Origin of the sequence: Massilia sp. WG5 (assembly GCF_001412595.2) — a bacterium.
GTDB lineage: Bacteria > Pseudomonadota > Gammaproteobacteria > Burkholderiales > Burkholderiaceae_D > Telluria.
Window position 1 is genome coordinate 3107615 of record NZ_CP012640.2, and the last position, 18976, is coordinate 3126590.

11 protein-coding genes, 2 tRNA genes and 3 rRNA genes are annotated in these 18976 nt (G+C 61.1%); 6 read left to right on the forward strand and 10 right to left on the reverse strand.

All coding sequences use genetic code 11. The features are described 5' to 3' along the window. Positions 1-56 precede the first annotated feature (56 nt). The gene (locus AM586_RS13845) at positions 57-1250 is read left to right on the forward strand and encodes a M20 aminoacylase family protein (RefSeq protein ID WP_047826689.1); all 1194 of its coding nucleotides are present in this window, start codon (positions 57-59) and stop codon (positions 1248-1250) included. Between the two features lie 63 nt (positions 1251-1313). Here the strand turns inward: AM586_RS13845 and AM586_RS13850 are convergent, their stop codons facing one another. Beyond that, positions 1314-2219 (reverse strand): NAD(P)-dependent oxidoreductase, encoded by a 906-nt coding sequence (locus AM586_RS13850; RefSeq protein WP_082439804.1) that lies wholly within the window; start codon positions 2217-2219, stop codon positions 1314-1316. Between the two features lie 106 nt (positions 2220-2325). Here AM586_RS13850 and AM586_RS13855 point away from each other — a divergent pair, with 106 nt between their 5' ends. The 4 genes from AM586_RS13855 (at position 2326) to AM586_RS13870 (ending at position 7472) form a co-directional block, all read left to right on the forward strand. Further along, a complete protein-coding gene (locus AM586_RS13855; protein WP_052234482.1) occupies positions 2326-2889 on the forward strand; it encodes an acyloxyacyl hydrolase in 564 nt (187 codons plus the stop codon). Positions 2890-3010: 121 nt separating this feature from the next. Further along, on the forward strand, positions 3011-4462 hold the full coding sequence (locus AM586_RS13860; protein WP_047826688.1) for a DHA2 family efflux MFS transporter permease subunit: 1452 nt from the start codon (positions 3011-3013) through the stop codon (positions 4460-4462). 148 nt (positions 4463-4610) lie between these two features. Then, on the forward strand, positions 4611-6908 hold the full coding sequence (locus tag AM586_RS13865) for an isoamylase (protein ID WP_047826687.1): 2298 nt from the start codon (positions 4611-4613) through the stop codon (positions 6906-6908). 87 nt (positions 6909-6995) lie between these two features. Then, positions 6996-7472 (forward strand): YbhB/YbcL family Raf kinase inhibitor-like protein, encoded by a 477-nt coding sequence (locus AM586_RS13870; RefSeq protein ID WP_047826686.1) that lies wholly within the window; start codon positions 6996-6998, stop codon positions 7470-7472. 12 nt (positions 7473-7484) lie between these two features. Here AM586_RS13870 and AM586_RS13875 read toward each other — a convergent pair whose 3' ends face one another. The 9 genes from AM586_RS13875 to AM586_RS13915 form a co-directional block, all read right to left on the reverse strand. Further along, positions 7485-8825 (reverse strand): MFS transporter, encoded by a 1341-nt coding sequence (locus AM586_RS13875; RefSeq protein ID WP_047826685.1) that lies wholly within the window; start codon positions 8823-8825, stop codon positions 7485-7487. A gap of 33 nt (positions 8826-8858) precedes the next feature. After that, complete coding sequence (tcuB, locus tag AM586_RS13880; protein WP_047826684.1) at positions 8859-10055, reverse strand: tricarballylate utilization 4Fe-4S protein TcuB; 1197 nt, start codon at positions 10053-10055, stop codon at positions 8859-8861. After that, complete coding sequence (tcuA, locus tag AM586_RS13885) at positions 10042-11469, reverse strand: FAD-dependent tricarballylate dehydrogenase TcuA (protein WP_047826683.1); 1428 nt, start codon at positions 11467-11469, stop codon at positions 10042-10044. The genes tcuB and tcuA overlap by 14 nt, the downstream gene beginning before the upstream one ends. Positions 11470-11554: 85 nt before the next feature. After that, positions 11555-12496 (reverse strand): LysR family transcriptional regulator, encoded by a 942-nt coding sequence (locus AM586_RS13890; protein ID WP_047826682.1) that lies wholly within the window; start codon positions 12494-12496, stop codon positions 11555-11557. 134 nt (positions 12497-12630) lie between these two features. Further along, positions 12631-12743: ribosomal RNA gene (gene rrf / locus AM586_RS13895) — 5S ribosomal RNA — on the reverse strand. Between the two features lie 118 nt (positions 12744-12861). Beyond that, a 23S ribosomal RNA gene (locus tag AM586_RS13900) occupies positions 12862-15737 on the reverse strand. A gap of 222 nt (positions 15738-15959) precedes the next feature. Then, a tRNA-Ala gene (locus tag AM586_RS13905) sits at positions 15960-16035 on the reverse strand. A gap of 15 nt (positions 16036-16050) precedes the next feature. Beyond that, positions 16051-16127 (reverse strand) — tRNA-Ile (locus AM586_RS13910). Between the two features lie 81 nt (positions 16128-16208). Next, a 16S ribosomal RNA gene (locus tag AM586_RS13915) occupies positions 16209-17741 on the reverse strand. The 16S, 23S and 5S rRNA genes sit together here with 2 tRNA genes alongside, the layout of an rRNA operon. A 541-nt stretch (positions 17742-18282) precedes the next feature. Here AM586_RS13915 and AM586_RS13920 point away from each other — a divergent pair. Continuing rightward, positions 18283-18975: a (2Fe-2S)-binding protein gene (locus tag AM586_RS13920; RefSeq protein ID WP_047826681.1), complete on the forward strand. Its 693-nt coding sequence runs from the start codon at positions 18283-18285 to the stop codon at positions 18973-18975. Position 18976 lies beyond the last annotated feature (1 nt).

Here is an 18976-nt window from a genome sequence, read left to right on the forward strand (position 1 = left end):
GCAATGGCTGCGGCGGAAGGGCTACAATAGTTGAAAACATATATAGGGAGAATGGTATGAGACTTGTCGAACCTATCCTCGCGCACCAGGCCGAACTCGAAACGATCCGCCGCGACATCCATGCGCACCCCGAACTCTGCTACGAAGAACAGCGCACCAGCGACGTGGTGGCCAAGCGCCTGAGCGACTGGGGCATCCCGGTCGTGCGTGGCCTCGGCATCACCGGCGTGGTCGGCATCATCAAGAACGGCACGTCCGAGCGCGCGATCGGCTTGCGCGCCGACATGGATGCGCTGCCGATGCAGGAACTCAACACATTTGAGCATGCGTCGCGCCACGCGGGCAAGATGCATGCTTGCGGCCATGACGGTCATACAACGATGCTGTTGGGCGCAGCCCACTATTTGTCGCAGAACCGCAACTTCGACGGCACCGTCTACCTGATTTTCCAGCCGGCCGAGGAAGGCGGCGCCGGCGCCCGCCGCATGATCGAAGATGGCCTGTTCGAACGCTTCCCGATGGATGCGGTGTACGGCCTGCATAACTGGCCGGGTATGGCGGCCGGCAAGTTCGGCGTGGTCGCCGGGCCGATGATGGCGTCCAGTAACGAGTTCCGCGTGGTCGTGAAGGGCAAGGGCGCCCACGCCGCGCAGCCGCACCGCGGCATCGACCCGGTGATGGTGGCGGTGCAGATCGCGCAAGCCTGGCAGACCATCGTCTCGCGCGAAAAGAATCCGCTGGAAACGGCGGTGCTGTCGATTACCCAGATCCACGCCGGCAGCGCCACCAATGTGATCCCCGACGAAGCGGTGCTGGTCGGCACCGTGCGCACCTTCACCACCGAGGTGCTGGACCTGGTCGAGCGCCGCATGCAGGAAATGGCGCAGGGCGTGGCCGGCGCCTTCAATGCGGGCGTCGACTTCGCGTTCAAGCGCAATTACCCGCCGCTGGTGAACCACGCCGCGCAGACCGCGTTTGCGGTCGAGGCGATGAAGGCGGTGGTCGGCGAAGACAATGTCGACGCCAATGTCGAGCCAACCATGGGCGCCGAGGACTTCGCCTTCATGCTGCAGGCCAAGCCGGGCTGCTATGTCTTCCTCGGCAATGGCGACGGCGAACACCGCCTCGGCGGCCACGGCCTCGGCCCTTGCCAGCTGCACAATGGCAGTTACGACTTCAACGACCAGCTGCTGCCGATCGGCGCCAGCTACTGGGTGCGGCTGGCCGAGATGAGCCTGCCGAAGACCTGAGCCTCACCGCAACGCAGGAACCTCGCCCCCGACCTGGCCGGCCGCCTTGGCGGGGGTCGAGGTTTACGTAGCGGGCAAGATATCGTCGCGTTCACCGACACGCTTGCCCGGATTCATCCTCTCCAGCGCAATCAGCGCCGCCGCATGGTCGGCCGTCGGCAAATCGGCCTCGATGGTTTCGTACTGGCGCGTCACCAGTTCCGTCACCGGCAGCGTGACGCCCGCCTCCCTGGCCGTCGACAGGATATTGCGCTGGTCCTTCAGCTGAATCCTGACGTGCGCACCCGGCACGAAATTCCGCTCCAGCATGCGCTGGCCATGCACTTCCAGCACGCGACTGCCGGCAAAGCCGCCGCGGATGGCCTCGCGCACGGCGGCCGGGTCGGCGCCCGCGGCCTGGGCCAGCAGCAGGGCCTCGGCCACGACATTGATCGTCGCGCCGACGATCAATTGATTGCACAACTTGGCGACCTGGCCGCTGCCGGCCGGGCCCACCAGGGTCGGCGATCCCATCTTTTCCAGCACGGGCCGGGCGTCCTCGACGTCGGCCGCCTCGCCGCCCGCCATGATGGCCAGCTTGCCCGCCTCCGCGCCCACCACGCCGCCGGACACCGGGGCATCGACGAAGCGGCAGCCCGCCTGCGCCAGCTGCGCATGGAAGGCCAGGGCTTCGTCCTGGCGGGTGGAACTCATGTCGATCCAGAGCGCGCCCTGCTTCAAGGCCGGCAGCGCGGCGGCAATGACCTCGCCGACGGCCCGTCCATCGCCCAGGATCGAGATGACGATGTCGGCGCCGCGCACCGCGTCCTGCAGGTCGTGCCGGGGAAGCGCGCCGGCGGCGCGCAGCGCCTCGGCCTTGTCCGGCGTGCGGTTCCAGGCGCGCAGCGGATAGCCGGCCTGCGCCAGCCGGGTTGCCATCGGCTTGCCCATCAAGCCGATGCCGAGAAATGCCAGGGTTGGAAGTGTCATGGTGGTCCCGTTATCGATATCGTTCGATTCTAACAATTGATGGACCGGCCACGCCAAATCACAGACCTCGTTAAAATATCGGGATTCGTCACTCGAAAGGAACAAGATGTTCTCTATCTCCAGCAAGAAAATTGCCGCCACGCTGGCGGCAGCCGCCTCCCTGTTTGCGGTGCAGGCGGCCCAGGCCCAGAACGGCCTGGTCGATTCCTACTCCGTCGAAGCCGGCGGCGGCGAACACGTCCAGGTGCTGCGCCTGGCGGCCCAGAAGGACTGGAACAAGAACTGGTTCCCCACCAGCGGTTACCACCTGTCGGGCTACTGGGACGCCAACATCGCCTACTGGCGCGCCAACCAGTGGCTGGACGTGCTGGGCAACCACCACAACCTGGCCGTGATCGGCATCACCCCGGTGTTCCGCTGGGAAGCCGATAACAAGCTGGGCTTCTATGCCGACGCCGGCATCGGCGCCGCGCTGTTCTCGGACGTCTACCGCAACACCCACCGCCAGCTGTCGACCGCCTATGAATTCGCCGACCATGTCGGCGTCGGCTATGTGTTCGACAACAAGTGGGAACTGGGCGCGCGCCTGCAGCACTATTCGAACGGCGGCATCAAGCATCCGAACGGCGGCGTGAACCTGTTCATGGTGAAGGCCAGTTATCATTATTGATTCGCGTTTCGGCTAACACCCGGGGTCAGAGTCCAAGCAAGCAACACCGGACTCTGACCCCTCCGCTGACCCCTCCGTTAGCAAAACTTCGGCCTTGGGCGATTTGTGTAAGAATCATCCAATGACCGATACCAGCACCGCCAAACGTTATCTCCCCTGGCTGGTGGCAACTGCCCTGTTCATGGAGCAGCTCGACGCCACCATCGTCAACACCGCCGTTCCCAGCATCGCGGCCAGCCTGCAGGTCACGCCGCTGAGCCTGAAATCCGTCGTCACCTGTTATATCCTGAGCCTCGCCGTCGGCATCCCGGTGAGCGGCTGGATGGCCGACCGTTTCGGCACCAGGCGCGTGTTCTTCATTGCGATCAGTATCTTCACGGTGGCCTCGGTGCTGTGCGGCCTGTCGGTGAATCTCCAGATGATGGTGGTGGCGCGCCTGCTGCAGGGACTCGGCGGGGCGATGATGATGCCGGTCGGGCGCCTGGCCATCATCCGCACCTTCCCCAAGAACGAACTGCTGGGCGCGATGAACTTCGTGATCCTGCCGGCCCTGATCGGGCCCCTGCTCGGCCCCACGGTCGGCGGCCTGATCGTGCACTGGACTTCATGGCGCGCGATCTTCTTCGTCAACGTGCCGGTCGGCCTGCTGGCGCTGTTCCTGGTGCACCGCTACATGCCGGATTACAAGGGCGCCGAACCGCGCCCGCTGGACGTCATCGGCCTGATCCTGTTCGGCTCGGGCACGGCGCTGCTGTCCTGGCTGCTGGAGATCTTCGGCGAACACACGCTGGACATGGTCACGATGGCGCTGATGCTGGGCCTGTCGGTGGCGCTGCTGGCCGCCTATGCCTGGCATGCGAGCGAGCGCGAACATCCGCTGCTGCGCCTGTCCCTGCTGCGGGTCCGTACCTTCCGCATCTCGGTGCTGGGCGGCTTCATCACGCGCCTGGGGATCGGCGGCCTGCCCTTCCTGCTGCCGCTGCTGTACCAGCTGGGCCTGAAGCTGCCGGCCTGGCAGTCGGGCCTCCTGATGATGCCGACCGCCGCCGCGGCGATGGGCATGAAGCTGATCGCCAAGAAGGTCCTGGCGCGCTTCGGCTACCGCCAAGTGCTGGTCGTGAACACGATCTGCATCGGCGTGACGATCGCGCTGTTCGCGCTGGTGGGACCGGGGACGCCCTGGTATGCGATCGCCGGCATCGGCCTGCTGCAGGGCTTCTTCAATTCGCTGCAATTCTCCAGCATGAATACCCTGGCCTATGCCGACGTCCCGCAGAAGGACTCGAGCATGGCCAGCACCATCGCCAGCTCCTTCCAGCAGCTGTCGATGAGTTTCGGCCTGGCCAGCGGCTCGCTGGTGACGGGCTGGTTTCTCGGCCGCGTACCGCAGACCGACCAGCTGATGGTGACCTCGGCCCTGCACCACGCCTTCCTGACCCTGGCCATTACCACCGCGCTGTCCTCCTTCGTGTTCTGGCGCCTGCGCCGCAGCGACGGCGAAAGCATCAGCCGCGGCAAGCCGGCGCCGCAGGAAGCCAGTGCGCAGGATTCGGCGCCGCTGTCCCAAGCCTGATACCGCAAGCCTGAACAAGGTCGAGTGACCAGTAGTAAAACTACGATCACACAATTGACTGTACATATCTCTGAGCGTAGATTTCTCCGCAGACCCGGCCGTATATGTAGTCGGGCTACATAAATCGATAACGACATCGGAGACAAGCATGCAGTTTCAGAAATGCCTGATCGCGGCAATGCTCGCGTTCGCCTTTACCGGGGCGCCGGCCTCGGCCGCCATCAATCCCAACAAGCTCGGCGCCAGTTACGACAGCACCAAATCGAATCTCACCTTCAAGGTCTATTCGGGCCGCGCCACCCGCATCGAGCTCTACCTGTACAGCGCCGCCACCGGCACCGCCGAGAAGGCGCGCTACGTCATGACCCTGGGCTCGGGCGGGATCTGGAGCGTGAGCATCCCGGCCACCACCCTGAGCAGCCTGGGCCTCACCGGCACCATCTACTACGGCTACCGCGCCTGGGGCCCGAACTGGCCCTACAGCAGCAGCTGGACCAAGGGCTCGGCAACCGGCTTCATCAGCGACGTCGACGCCAACGGCAACCGCTTCAATCCGAATAAGCTGCTGCTCGACCCCTACGCGCTCGAGATGAGCCACGACCCGACCACGCCGACCATGAGCAACGGCACCATCTACGCCAGCGGCGCCAGCTACCGCAATATCGACAGCGGTTCCTCGGCGCCGAAAGGCATCGTCCTGAACGGCGACACGCAATCGATCGGCACCAAGCCGACCCGCGCGCTGAAGGACGACGTGGTCTACGAGACCCATGTGCGCGGCCTGACCATGAACGATACCGGCATCACGGCGGCCTACCGCGGCACCTACAAGGGCGCCGGCCTGAAGGCGGCTGCCCTCGCCAGCCTGGGGGTGACGGCGGTGGAGTTCCTGCCGGTGCAGGAAACCCAGAACGACACCAACGACGTCGATCCGAACAGCGACAGCGGCGACAACTACTGGGGCTACAGCACCCTGAACTATTTCGCCCCCGACCGCCGCTATGCCTACGACCGGACGCCGGGCGGCCCGACGCGCGAATTCAAGGAAATGATCAAGGCCTTCCACGACCAGGGCATCAAGGTGTTGATCGACGTGGTCTACAACCACACCGGCGAAGGCTACGCCTGGTCCTCGACCGACAAGACCACCTACAACATCATGGGCATGCGCGGGCTGGACAATCCGACCTATTACAGCCTGACCTCGGACTTCCAGAACTCCTGGGACAACACCGGCGTCGGCGGCAACTACAACACGCACAACCCGGTGGCCCAGAACCTGATCGTCGATTCCCTGGCCTACTGGCGCGACACGCTGGGCGTGGACGGCTACCGCTTCGACCTGGCCTCGGTGCTCGGCAACACCTGCGAGCATGGCTGCTACAACTTCGACAAGATGGATTCGGCCAATGCGCTGAACCGCATCGTGGCCGAGCTGCCGCCGCGCCCGGCCGGGGGCGGCAGCGGGGTCGACCTGATCGCCGAACCCTGGGCCATCGGCGGCAATTCCTACCAGGTCGGCGGCTTCCCGAGCGGCTGGGCGGAATGGAACGGCGCCTACCGCGACGCGGTGCGCCAGGCGCAGAACAAGCTGGGCTCGGTGACGGTCACGACCGGCACCCTGGCGACGCGCTTCTCCGGATCGAGCGACCTGTACGGCGACGATGGCCGCAAGCCCTGGCACTCCGTCAATTTCATCACGGCGCACGACGGCTTCACGCTGAAGGACCTGTACAGCTGCAACAGCAAGAACAACAGCCAGGCCTGGCCCTACGGTCCGAGCGACGGCGGCGAGGACAATAACAACAGCTGGGACCAGGGTGGCATCGCGGCCGACCAGCGCAAGGCGGCGCGCAACGGCCTGGCGCTGATGATGGTGTCCGCCGGCGTGCCGATGATGGTCGGCGGCGACGAAGCGCTGCGCAGCCTGAACTGCAACAACAATCCCTACAACCTCGATTCCAGCGCCAACTGGCTGAGCTGGACCCGCAGCACGGACCAGAGCAATTTCGAGGCCTTCGCCAAGGGCATGATCGCCTTCCGCAAGGCCCATCCGGCGCTGCGTCCGGCGAATTTCTATTCGAGCGTCGACAACAACGGCAACGTGATGGAACAGCTGCGCTGGTTCAAGCCGGACGGCAGCGTGGCCGACTCGACCTATTTTAACGACGGCAACAACCACGCGATCGCCTGGCGCATCGACGGCAGCGAATTCGGCGATACGGCCTCGGCGATCTACGTCGCCCACAATGCCTGGAGTGCGCAGGTGAACTTCGTGCTACCGTGGCCGGGTAGCGGCAAGACCTGGTATCGGGTCACCGATACCTGCGGCTGGGCCGAGGGAACGACGCAGGTGCGCTCGCCCGGATCGGAAGACCTGGTCGGCGGCGAGAACACGAGCTACGGGGTGTGCGGGCGCGGCACCCTGGTGCTGATCGCCAAGTAAGCGCAGTGTGCAACCCGGCTCGCCGGGTGCTGTCGAAGTGCCGGGGGAAGGCGTCTTCCTCCGGTATTTTTTCTGGAGGAGCTCGCCATGAGCCTGTCCCTTGTCTCGGCCGACTTCGATGCCGGCGGCAATATCCCGGCGGTACATACCTGCGATGGATCCGACACCTCGCCCGCGCTGTCCTGGTCGGGCGCGCCGCCGGGCACGAAGAGTTTTGTGCTGATCGTCGACGATCCGGACGCACCGGATCCCGCCGCTCCCAAGATGACCTGGGTACATTGGGTGCTGTACAACATCCCGCTTTCCGCGGCCAAGCTGCCCGCCAGCGTGCGCGGCACCGACCTGCCGCCGGGCACGCGCACGGGCCTGAACGACTGGAAGAAAAGCGCCTACGGTGGGCCCTGTCCGCCGGTGGGACGGCACCGTTACGTCCACAAGCTGTATGCGCTGGACGTGGTGCTGCCGGACCTCGGCCATCCGACCAAGGCCGAGCTGGAAAAGGCGATGCGCAGCCACGTTCTCGCACAGGGTGAGCTGACGGGCACCTACCAGAAGGCGCACTGACAGGCTGCGCCGTCAGCGGATGGTGGGCCGGTGCGCCATCGCTGCCGGTTCGGCCGCCACGCCAGCCTGGCGGGCGCCGCGGTACAGCGTGCACGTGGCGACCAGGCCGCACACCGCTGCAAAGGTCAGCCAGTAACCCGGCGCGGCCTTGTCGCCGGTCAGCTGGATCAGGTAGGTCGAGATCGCGGGCGTAAAGCCGCCGAACACGGCCGTGGCCAGGCTGAAGGCGAGCGAGAATCCCGCGACCCGGATATTCGCGGGCATGACTTCGGTGAGCGCCGCGACCATTGCGCCGTTGTACATGCCGAAGAAGAAGGAGAACCAGAGCAGTACGATCAGCATGCGGCCGAAGCTGGGCGCCGCAGCCAGCCACGAAAGCGCCGGGTAGGCCGTGAAGATGGCGAGCACGGTAATGGCGATCATGATGGGACGGCGGCCGGTCCGGTCCGACAGGGCGCCGCCGATCGGCAGCCAGAAGAAATTCGACAGCCCGACGCACAGGGTCACCACCAGGCTGTCCGCCGTCGACAGGTGAAGGACGGATTTACCGAAGGTCGGGGTATACACCGTGATCAGGTAAAAGGTCGTGGTGGTCATGGCGACCAGCAGCATGCCGGCCAGGACAGTCTTCCAGTGGTCGAGCATGGTCCGCACCACCTCCCCGACGGAGGGATGATGGACGCGCGCCTTGAACTCGTCCGTCTCCTGCAGCGAACGGCGCAGCAGGAAGATGAACGGCACGATCAGGCAGCCGATGAAGAAAGGAATGCGCCAGCCCCAGGCGGCGATCTCCTTGACGCTCAGCCATTCGTTCAGCCAGAAGCCGAGCGTGGCCGCGACCACGATGGCGATTTGCTGGCTGGCGGACTGCCAGCTGGTGTAGAAGCCCTTGTTGCCGGGCGTAGCCATTTCGGCGAGATAGACGGACACGCCGCCAAGCTCGGCGCCGGCCGAAAAGCCCTGCAGCAGCCGTCCCGCGAGAACCAGCAGCGGGGCCAGCAGGCCGATGGTCTGGTAGCCGGGGATGCAGGCAATCAGGATAGTGCCGCTGGCCATGATGGAGAGCGTGACGATCAGCCCCTTGCGGCGCCCGACCCTGTCGATATACGCGCCGAGCACGATCGCACCAAGTGGACGCATCAGGAAACCGGCGCCGAACACGGCGAAGGTCAGCATCAACGACGCAAATTCGCTGCCGGCGGGGAAAAACACTTTCGAGATATAAGTCGCATAAAAACCGAACAGGAAAAAGTCGAACTGTTCGAGGAAGTTCCCGCTCGTGACGCGCAGGACAGCGCCTGCGTTCGCGCCACGGCCCGCCTTGCGGTGCGTGCTTGCTGCCGATGAATGCATGTTGATGTCTCCTTGATGTTTTTGTGGAAGCGCTTAATCCGAACCGAGATGCAGTCCCTTCGCCTGCCGCTTCTCGATGGCGGCTTTGAGCAGCGATGCCGAACGGTAAATGCCATGAGCGAATTTTCCATACGGGAGGGTTGCGAACAGCGCCATCACGGCGCCGAGGTGCAGGGCCAGCAGCATCGCCATGGCAGCGCTGTCGCGCCATGCCAGCAGCGCCAGTCCGCTGATGCTTATGAGCAGCAACAGGGCGATGAAGCCGCGATCCATCGGCCGCTGCGCCGGATCGCCGTGCTTCGGATCGCGGCGCAGGTTCAGCCAGAGCAGGCCGGCCGGGCCGACCAGGAGACCGATGCCGCCTGCGGTGCCGAGCAGTACCGGCAGGCTGAAAAACGGATACGGCGCTTCCAGGCCGAACACATAGTGGTAGAGCGTGGCCACCGAGGTAGCGGCAAAACACAGCATGAAGCCGTAGAACGTGAAGTGGTGGAAGCGGCGCCGCGCCAGGGTGAAGGCATCGTCGGATTCGTTGCAACCTTCGCCGTGCCCGCCGTCCAGGTAGGTCAGCGTCAGGACATGTTTCGCCGCCTCGGCAACTGCAGGCGCACTGGCGGTGCCCGCGGAGACATCCCGCCAGAACCGGACCACGCCGATGCCGAGCGCAAGCATCGCAAAGCCGAATACCGCGCCGAACATGGCGGCGAGTTGCTTGTGCGGGAAGATCGCGTAGAAATCAGCGCCCGGGGCAGCGCGGGAGAGCGCGCCGTTGGCGGCGATCGAGAGCACCAGGAACAGGGCCAGGCTTGCAGCCAGGGCCAGGGCCACCGTCAGGCCGTTGCGTTTGTACAGGGCGCCGGCGGCGGACGGCCAGGCATACGTCGAATAGGTCTCGAGACGCAGCTCGGCCATTGCCTTGGGAACGTTCACGGCAAACTCGTGCGGAGGCGCGTACTGGCAGGAGTGGTAGCACGCGCCGCAGTTGTGGCACAGGTTGGCCAGGTAGTGCACATCGGCCTGGCCGAATTCCAGCCGGCGCGTCATCGCGGGAAACACTGCACAAAAGCCTTCGCAGTAGCGGCAGGCATTACAGATCTGCATCTGCCGCGCGACCTCGGATTCCTTGTCGGTCATGCGGGCGATGGGAATGACGCGGGAAGGCCGGCGCGCGGCCGGCGCCGGGGCTGCGCTGTCGCGCGCGTCCCGCATGAGGACTTCAAGCTTCTGCATACTGGACTCCAGATTGACCTTGTGCCGCGTGTGCGGCGTGTGCCGCCTTGGCCGCCTCGGCGCCGGCGATCCGGCCGAAAGCCGTGCCGATCGACATGCCGACGCCTGCCGTGTATCCCTTGCCGAGCACGTTCCCGGCCATCATTTCACCGGCAACGAACAGGTTCCCGCTGGGACGTCCGTCGAAGTGGACTTGCGCCTTGTCGTTGACCTTCAGGCCGAGGTAGGTGAACGTCACGCCCGGCCGCAGGGCATAGCCGTAGAAAGGCGCGGTGTCGAGCGGACGCGCCCAATGGGTTTTGGGCGGGACCAGATTCGTGGTGTGGCAGTCGTCCAGCGTCGTATGATCGAAATTGCCGGCGCTGCAGGCGGCGTTGTACGCGCTGATCGTGTCGACGAATTCCGCTTCCGGCAATCCCAGCTTGCGGGCCAGTTCGGGCAGGGTGTCCGCCTTTTCGCCGGCAAACACCGGCGGCATGAAGCGGCCCACCGCCTTGGCGTCGATGATGGAATAGGCCACCTGCCCGGGCTGTTGCGCGACCAGGCGGCCCCAGATCGCATAGCGCTTCGGCCAGAAATCCTCGCCCTCGTCATAAAAGCGGTGGCCGTCACGGTTGACGACCACGCCCAACGATACGCAGTCGATGCGCGTGCAGATGCCGCCGTCATACAGCGGCGCGCGGGCATCGATGGCGACCATGTGCGCCTGCGTCGGGTCGCCGATCTTGTCGGCCCCGGCGTCGATCATGAATTTGAGCAGCGTGCCTTCGTTGAAGCGGGTACCCCGGATCAGGAAATTATCGGCGGGCCATTCACCGCGCTCGTTCTGCCCCCATGCTTCGCGCAACCAGTCCCGGTTCGATTCGAAGCCGCCGGCAGCCAGTACGCAGGCGCGCGCCGCGAAGCGACGGCTACCGCTGCGCGCTGCGATAAACCTGTCTCCGTCGAGTTCGATTGCGTCGACCGGGGTGTCGTAAAGCACCTGTACCCCGAGCGCCTCTGCGCTGCGGTAATAGGCGTTCACCAGCGCCTTGCCGCCGCCCATGAAAAAGGCATTGGTCCGCGCAACGTGCAAGGCGCCGGACAGCGGCGGCTGAAAGCGCACACCGTGCTTCTGCATCCATGGGCGGCAGGTGGCGGATGCGCGAATGGTCATGCGCGCCAGGTGTTCGTTCGTGAGGCCGCCTGTCACCTTGAGCAGGTCTTGCCAGTATTCTTCTTCGGGATACGCGTCCACCAGCACATCCTGCGGCGCGTCATGCATGCAACGGAGGTTGCGTGTGTGCTGGGAATTACCGCCGCGCCATTCGCGCGGCGCCGACTCGAGCAGTAGTACCGAGGCGCCTGCTTCGCGCGCCATGAGGGCGGCGCACAGTGCTGCGTTTCCCCCGCCAATGACAAGAACGTCGACCATCGCCGTCGCCTCCCTGATAGTGTCCAGGAGAGTGACTATAGGGATGGGCAAGGATTGCCGCTATCACATGCGCGGCAACAGGTCTTCAGTTTTTGTGAAGGCCGGGTTCACGCAGGGTCGCGCCCGGCCAGCGGCCGTCTGCGACCAGGGTCCGGGCAACTTCTGCCAGCAGGACGCGTGCGGCGAGCCCGGCCGGCGACAATTCGTCGTCCGACACGCTGACGATCAGGTTGGGCCGCGTGGCTTCGCCGTCGGCGACCGGCACGCTGGCGAGCGCCGTATTCTCGGGCCTTGCCAGTGCCGCTCCCGGCTGGATCGTGGCGCCGATACCGCCGCGTACCGCATCCATCAGCATCGCGAGGCCATCCACTTCCACGGCAATATGCGGCGCATAGTTGGCATGCCTGAAGGCGGTATCGAGCAGCGAGCGCAAACCGTGCTTGCTGGTCGGCAGGATCAAGGGCAGCGTCCCCAACTGTCCCAACTTCGCTTCCGGCCCGGAGGGCATTCCGCTCAGGTCGGCGCGTCCGACCAGGAACAGCTTCTCGTCCAGCAGCGGCATGACGCTCCAGCGTTGGGCAGGCTCTTCATGAAACAGGATCGCCAGATCGATCTGGCGTGCGCCGAGCATCGATCCCAGATGGCCGGACAGGCTTTCCACCATTCTCAGCCGCACATGCGGATAGCGTTCGCGCATCGCCTTCATGAATGCCAGGCCCATGACACCGGCGGTGCTGGGCGCCATGCCGATGCTGACATGGCCGGAAAGACGGGCCTGGCGGGCGGCGAGCGCGGCATCGTCGATATGCCGCAATGCGAGCTGCGCCTGCCTCAGGAAGGCGATACCGGCATCGGTGGGAATGACGCCGGTGGAGGTTCGCTGCAGCAGGCGGGTCGATAATTCATTCTCCAGCCGCGTGATCTGCTGGCTCAGCGCCGAGGTGACCAGGCCAAGTTCGAGTGCGGCCTTGCCTATGCTGCCGTGTTCGACGATGCTCGCAAAATATCGTAACTGTCGTATCTCCATATGCCGCCGAGAGAGAGGTGTGAATGGAAGGCGGCCACGGTATTCCAGCGTGGCGGCGGTTTTGACTATAACAGTCGATCGCCCAAAAGCAAAAAGCCCCACCAGATCACTGGTGGGGCTTTGCTTAATAATTAGCCTGACGATAACCTACTTTCACACTGGTTGCAGCACTATCATCGGCGCAAAGTCGTTTCACGGTCCTGTTCGGGATGGGAAGGGGTGGTACCGACTTGCTATGGTCATCAGGCATGACTTGTGCGGGTTTCGTCGTCGTGTGGCGACGCTACCCTGAATCTGGAAGAAGTAGTTTTATCTGTTGTCTCAACAAGCAGCTGTCAAAACCCGGCAAAGACTGCCAAGGTTATAGGGACAAGCCGTACGGGCAATTAGTATCGGTTAGCTTAATGCATTACTGCACTTCCACACCCGACCTATCAACGTCCTGGTCTCGAACGACCCTTCAAGGAGCTCAAGGCTCCGGGAAATCTCATCTCAAGGCGAGTTTCCCGCTTAGATGCTTTCAGCGGTTATCTCTTCCGAACTTAGCTACCCGGCAATGCCACTGGCGTGACAACCGGTACACCAGAGGTTCGTCCACTCCGGTCCTCTCGTACTAGGAGCAGCCCCCTTCAAATTTCCAACGCCCACGGCAGATAGGGACCAAACTGTCTCACGACGTTTTAAACCCAGCTCACGTACCACTTTAAATGGCGAACAGCCATACCCTTGGGACCGGCTACAGCCCCAGGATGTGATGAGCCGACATCGAGGTGCCAAACTCCCCCGTCGATATGAACTCTTGGGAGGAATCAGCCTGTTATCCCCAGAGTACCTTTTATCCGTTGAGCGATGGCCCTTCCATACAGAACCACCGGATCACTATGTCCTACTTTCGTACCTGCTCGACTTGTCGGTCTCGCAGTTAAGCACGCTTATGCCATTGCACTATTAGCACGATGTCCGACCGTACCTAGCGTACCTTCGAACTCCTCCGTTACACTTTAGGAGGAGACCGCCCCAGTCAAACTGCCTACCATGCACTGTCCCCGACCCGGATAACGGGCCAAGGTTAGAACCTCAAACAAACCAGGGTGGTATTTCAAGGATGGCTCCACGAGAACTGGCGTCCCCGCTTCAAAGCCTCCCACCTATCCTACACAGATTGGTTCAAAGTCCAATGCAAAGCTACAGTAAAGGTTCATGGGGTCTTTCCGTCTAGCCGCGGGTAGATTGCATCATCACAAACATTTCAACTTCGCTGAGTCTCGGGAGGAGACAGTGTGGCCATCGTTACGCCATTCGTGCAGGTCGGAACTTACCCGACAAGGAATTTCGCTACCTTAGGACCGTTATAGTTACGGCCGCCGTTTACTGGGACTTCAATCAAGAGCTTGCACCCCATCATTTAATCTTCCAGCACCGGGCAGGCGTCACACCCTATACGTCCACTTTCGTGTTTGCAGAGTGCTGTGTTTTTATTAAACAGTCGCAGCCACCAGTTTATTGCAACCCTTTCACCCTCATGGAGTAAACCAATCAAGCTACCGGGGCGTACCTTATCCCGAAGTTACGGTACCAATTTGCCGAGTTCCTTCTCCCGAGTTCTCTCAAGCGCCTTAGAATACTCATCTCGCCCACCTGTGTCGGTTTGCGGTACGGTCTCGTATGACTGAAGCTTAGAGGCTTTTCTTGGAACCACTTCCGATTGCTTCGCAGCATAAAGCCGCTCGTCCCGATCCCTTGAATTCCGCGCCCGGATTTGCCTAAGCGCCTTCTATGAACCAGAAACTGCCTATTCCAACAGGCAGACAACCTTCCGCGATCCGTCCCCTCATCGCATCATACGACGGTGCAGGAATATTAACCTGCTTCCCATCAGCTACGCATCTCTGCCTCGCCTTAGGGGCCGACTCACCCTGCTCCGATGAACGTTGAACAGGAAACCTTGGGCTTTCGGCGAGAGGGCTTTTCACCCTCTTTATCGCTACTCATGTCAGCATTCGCACTTCTGATACCTCCAGCATCCTTTACAAGACACCTTCGCAGGCTTACAGAACGCTCTCCTACCATATGTCAAAGACATATCCGCAGCTTCGGTGACTGGCTTAGCCCCGTTACATCTTCCGCGCAGGACGACTCGATCAGTGAGCTATTACGCTTTCTTTAAATGATGGCTGCTTCTAAGCCAACATCCTGACTGTTTTAGCCTTCCCACTTCGTTTTCCACTTAGCCAATCTTTGGGACCTTAGCTGGCGGTCTGGGTTGTTTCCCTCTTGACGCCGGACGTTAGCACCCGACGTCTGTCTCCCAAGCTCGCACTCACCGGTATTCGGAGTTTGCAATGGTTTGGTAAGTCGCAATGACCCCCTAGCCATAACAGTGCTCTACCCCCGGTGGTGATACTTGAGGCACTACCTAAATAGTTTTCGGAGAGAACCAGCTATTTCCAGGTTTGTTTAGCCTTTCACCCCTACCCACAGCTCATCCCCTAATTTTTCAACATTAGTGGGTTCGGACCTCCAGGGCGTGTTACCGCACCTTCATCCTGGCCATGGGTAGATCACCTGGTTTCGGGTCTACACCCAGCGACTGTCGCCCTGTTCGGACTCGATTTCTCTACGGCTCCCCGATCTGGTTAACCTCGCCACTGAATGTAAGTCGCTGACCCATTATACAAAAGGTACGCCGTCACCCCACGAAGAGGCTCCGACTGTTTGTATGCACACGGTTTCAGGATCTATTTCACTCCCCTCCCGGGGTTCTTTTCGCCTTTCCCTCACGGTACTGGTTCACTATCGGTCGATTACGAGTATTTAGCCTTGGAGGATGGTCCCCCCATCTTCAGACAGGATTTCTCGTGTCCCGCCCTACTTGTCGTACGCTTAGTATCACCGTTCGGATTTCGTGTACGGGGCTATCACCCGCTATGGCCGCCATTTCCAGAGCGTTCCACTATCCGATCGACTATCACGTACAAGGCTCATCCCATTTCGCTCGCCACTACTTTGGGAATCTCGGTTGATTTCTTTTCCTGCAGCTACTTAGATGTTTCAGTTCGCCGCGTTCGCTTCACACACCTATGTATTCAGTGAGTGATGACCCAAAGGGCCGGGTTTCCCCATTCGGAAATCTGCGGATCAAAGTGTGTTTGCTCACTCCCCGCAGCTTATCGCAAGCTACTACGTCCTTCATCGCCTGTAATCGCCAAGGCATCCACCATGTGCACTTATTCACTTGTCCCTATAACGTTGGCCCCTGCATGAGTATCAGGGATCGTCATAGGCAAATGACAGCTTACTTTGTTTGTTGATACAACAGATTACTACCCTAAGTGTTCAATACATCTTTCGATGCGTTGAACGCTTAAAGAAAACTTTACTTCTTCCAGATTGTTAAAGAACGAGAACTACACTTATCGAAACTCAGTTTGCTCTGAACTTGGATAAATGCAGTGGTGAAGAGTGGTGGAGGATGACGGGATCGAACCGACGACCCCCTGCTTGCAAAGCAGGTGCTCTCCCAGCTGAGCTAATCCCCCGACATACATCTAACGTGGTAGGGCTGGTTGGACTCGAACCAACGACCCCCGCGTTATCAACACGGTGCTCTAACCAGCTGAGCTACAGCCCCGAAAACTCTTCTCGTTTAACTTTTGAACAGTCGATAAGCGTAGGCGCTTGATGCTGAGCTTTCGCTCCAGTGCCACTCTAGAAAGGAGGTGATCCAGCCGCACCTTCCGATACGGCTACCTTGTTACGACTTCACCCCAGTCACGAATCCTACCGTGGTAAGCGCCCTCCTTGCGGTTAAGCTACCTACTTCTGGTAAAACCCGCTCCCATGGTGTGACGGGCGGTGTGTACAAGACCCGGGAACGTATTCACCGCGACATGCTGATCCGCGATTACTAGCGATTCCAACTTCACGCAGTCGAGTTGCAGACTGCGATCCGGACTACGATACACTTTCTGGGATTAGCTCCCCCTCGCGGGTTGGCGGCCCTCTGTATGTACCATTGTATGACGTGTGAAGCCCTACCCATAAGGGCCATGAGGACTTGACGTCATCCCCACCTTCCTCCGGTTTGTCACCGGCAGTCTCATTAGAGTGCTCAACTGAATGTAGCAACTAATGACAAGGGTTGCGCTCGTTGCGGGACTTAACCCAACATCTCACGACACGAGCTGACGACAGCCATGCAGCACCTGTGTTCAGGCTCCCTTTCGGGCACTCCCCGATCTCTCGAGGATTCCTGACATGTCAAGGGTAGGTAAGGTTTTTCGCGTTGCATCGAATTAATCCACATCATCCACCGCTTGTGCGGGTCCCCGTCAATTCCTTTGAGTTTTAATCTTGCGACCGTACTCCCCAGGCGGTCTACTTCACGCGTTAGCTGCGTTACCAAGTCAATTAAGACCCGACAACTAGTAGACATCGTTTAGGGCGTGGACTACCAGGGTATCTAATCCTGTTTGCTCCCCACGCTTTCGTGCATGAGCGTCAGTCTTGACCCAGGGGGCTGCCTTCGCCATCGGTGTTCCTCCACATCTCTACGCATTTCACTGCTACACGTGGAATTCTACCCCCCTCTGCCAGACTCCAGCCTTGCAGTCTCCAACGCAATTCCCAGGTTGAGCCCGGGGATTTCACGTCAGACTTACAAAACCGCCTGCGCACGCTTTACGCCCAGTAATTCCGATTAACGCTTGCACCCTACGTATTACCGCGGCTGCTGGCACGTAGTTAGCCGGTGCTTATTCTTCAGGTACCGTCATTAGCCGAGGATATTAGCCTCAACCGTTTCTTCCCTGACAAAAGAGCTTTACAACCCGAAGGCCTTCTTCACTCACGCGGCATTGCTGGATCAGGCTTGCGCCCATTGTCCAAAATTCCCCACTGCTGCCTCCCGTAGGAGTCTGGGCCGTGTCTCAGTCCCAGTGTGGCTGGTCGTCCTCTCAGACCAGCTACTGATCGTCGCCTTGGTGAGCCTTTACCTCACCAACTAGCTAATCAGACATCGGCCGCTCCAAAAGCATGAGGCCCGAAGATCCCCCACTTTCTTCCGTAGAACGTATGCGGTATTAGCGTAACTTTCGCTACGTTATCCCCCACTTCTGGGTACGTTCCGATGTATTACTCACCCGTTCGCCACTCGCCGCCAGGTTGCCCCGCGCTGCCGTTCGACTTGCATGTGTAAAGCATGCCGCCAGCGTTCAATCTGAGCCAGGATCAAACTCTTCAGTTTAATCTCTGTTTTGTCATCCGCTTTCGCAGACAACGTGTCGCTCACTCAAAATACTGACCGTCACTCATTGCTGAGCAACGTATTTCTTTTGTGTGAACATTTGATAATTTAAGCATTCAGCAACCACTGACGCGGCTGCTGGCACTTCATCAAACGCCCACACTTATCGACTGTTGATTGTTAAAGAACTGTGTTCGGTACTGCCTTGCTGCGTTTGCGAATCGTTTTGTTCGTCAGCAGCAGAGAAGCGAGATTATGCAGTGTTTCGTTTAATCCGTCAACTCTCGTTTTCGCAGACACACAACAGATTTCAAATCTTGCCAAGATAACCATCTGATTCGCTTGGCTTTTTGTGTGCTGCAAAAGCAGGACGCGAACTATAGCAAACCTGTATGCGAACATGCAAGAGGGCCACGTCGCTTTTTCGCACACGAACGAGACAGCTATGTGTGCGGCCTAACGGAAGCAATTGCACTGGGGCAGATAATGAACTGCTAAGCCGTCTGCAATCCATCCTTGCCATCTCTTTCGAAAGCCTGCGATGCCAGACCAACCCAGCCATCCTGCCGCTGACGTGCATCTACCTGCGGACGTCGATACTTCACGCCGCGGCTTCATGCAGTCCACCCTGCTCGCGGTGGGCGCCAGCCAACTCCCCCTGGCGTCCGCGAACGCCGCGCCGGCAAGCAGCGCCACACCGCCCGTTCCCGTCGTTCCGCCACGTGCGGTCACGCTGCACATCAATGGCGCCGATCACCAGCTCTCGATCGAACCGCGTGTCACCCTGCTCGACGCCCTGCGTGAAGTCCTGCACCTGACCGGCACCAAGAAAGGCTGCGACCGCGGCCAGTGCGGCGCCTGCACCGTGCTGGTCGACGGTCGCCGCGTCAATTCCTGCCTGACGCTCGCGGTCATGCAGCAGGGAGCGAAGATCACGACCATCGAAGGCATCGCCCGCGGCCAGGAACTGGCGCCGATCCAGGCGGCCTTCATCGAGCACGATGCCTTCCAGTGCGGCTACTGCACCCCGGGCCAGATCTGCTCGGCCGTGGCCTGCATCGCCGAAATGAAAGCCGGCACGGCGAGCGCGGTCACGCCCGATGTGCGCCAGCAGACGGTCGCGTTCACCGATCCGGAGATCCGCGAGCGCATGAGCGGCAACCTGTGCCGCTGCGGCGCCTACAACAACATCGTCACCGCCATCCAGGCTGCTTCGACGCAGACCAGGGCCTAGG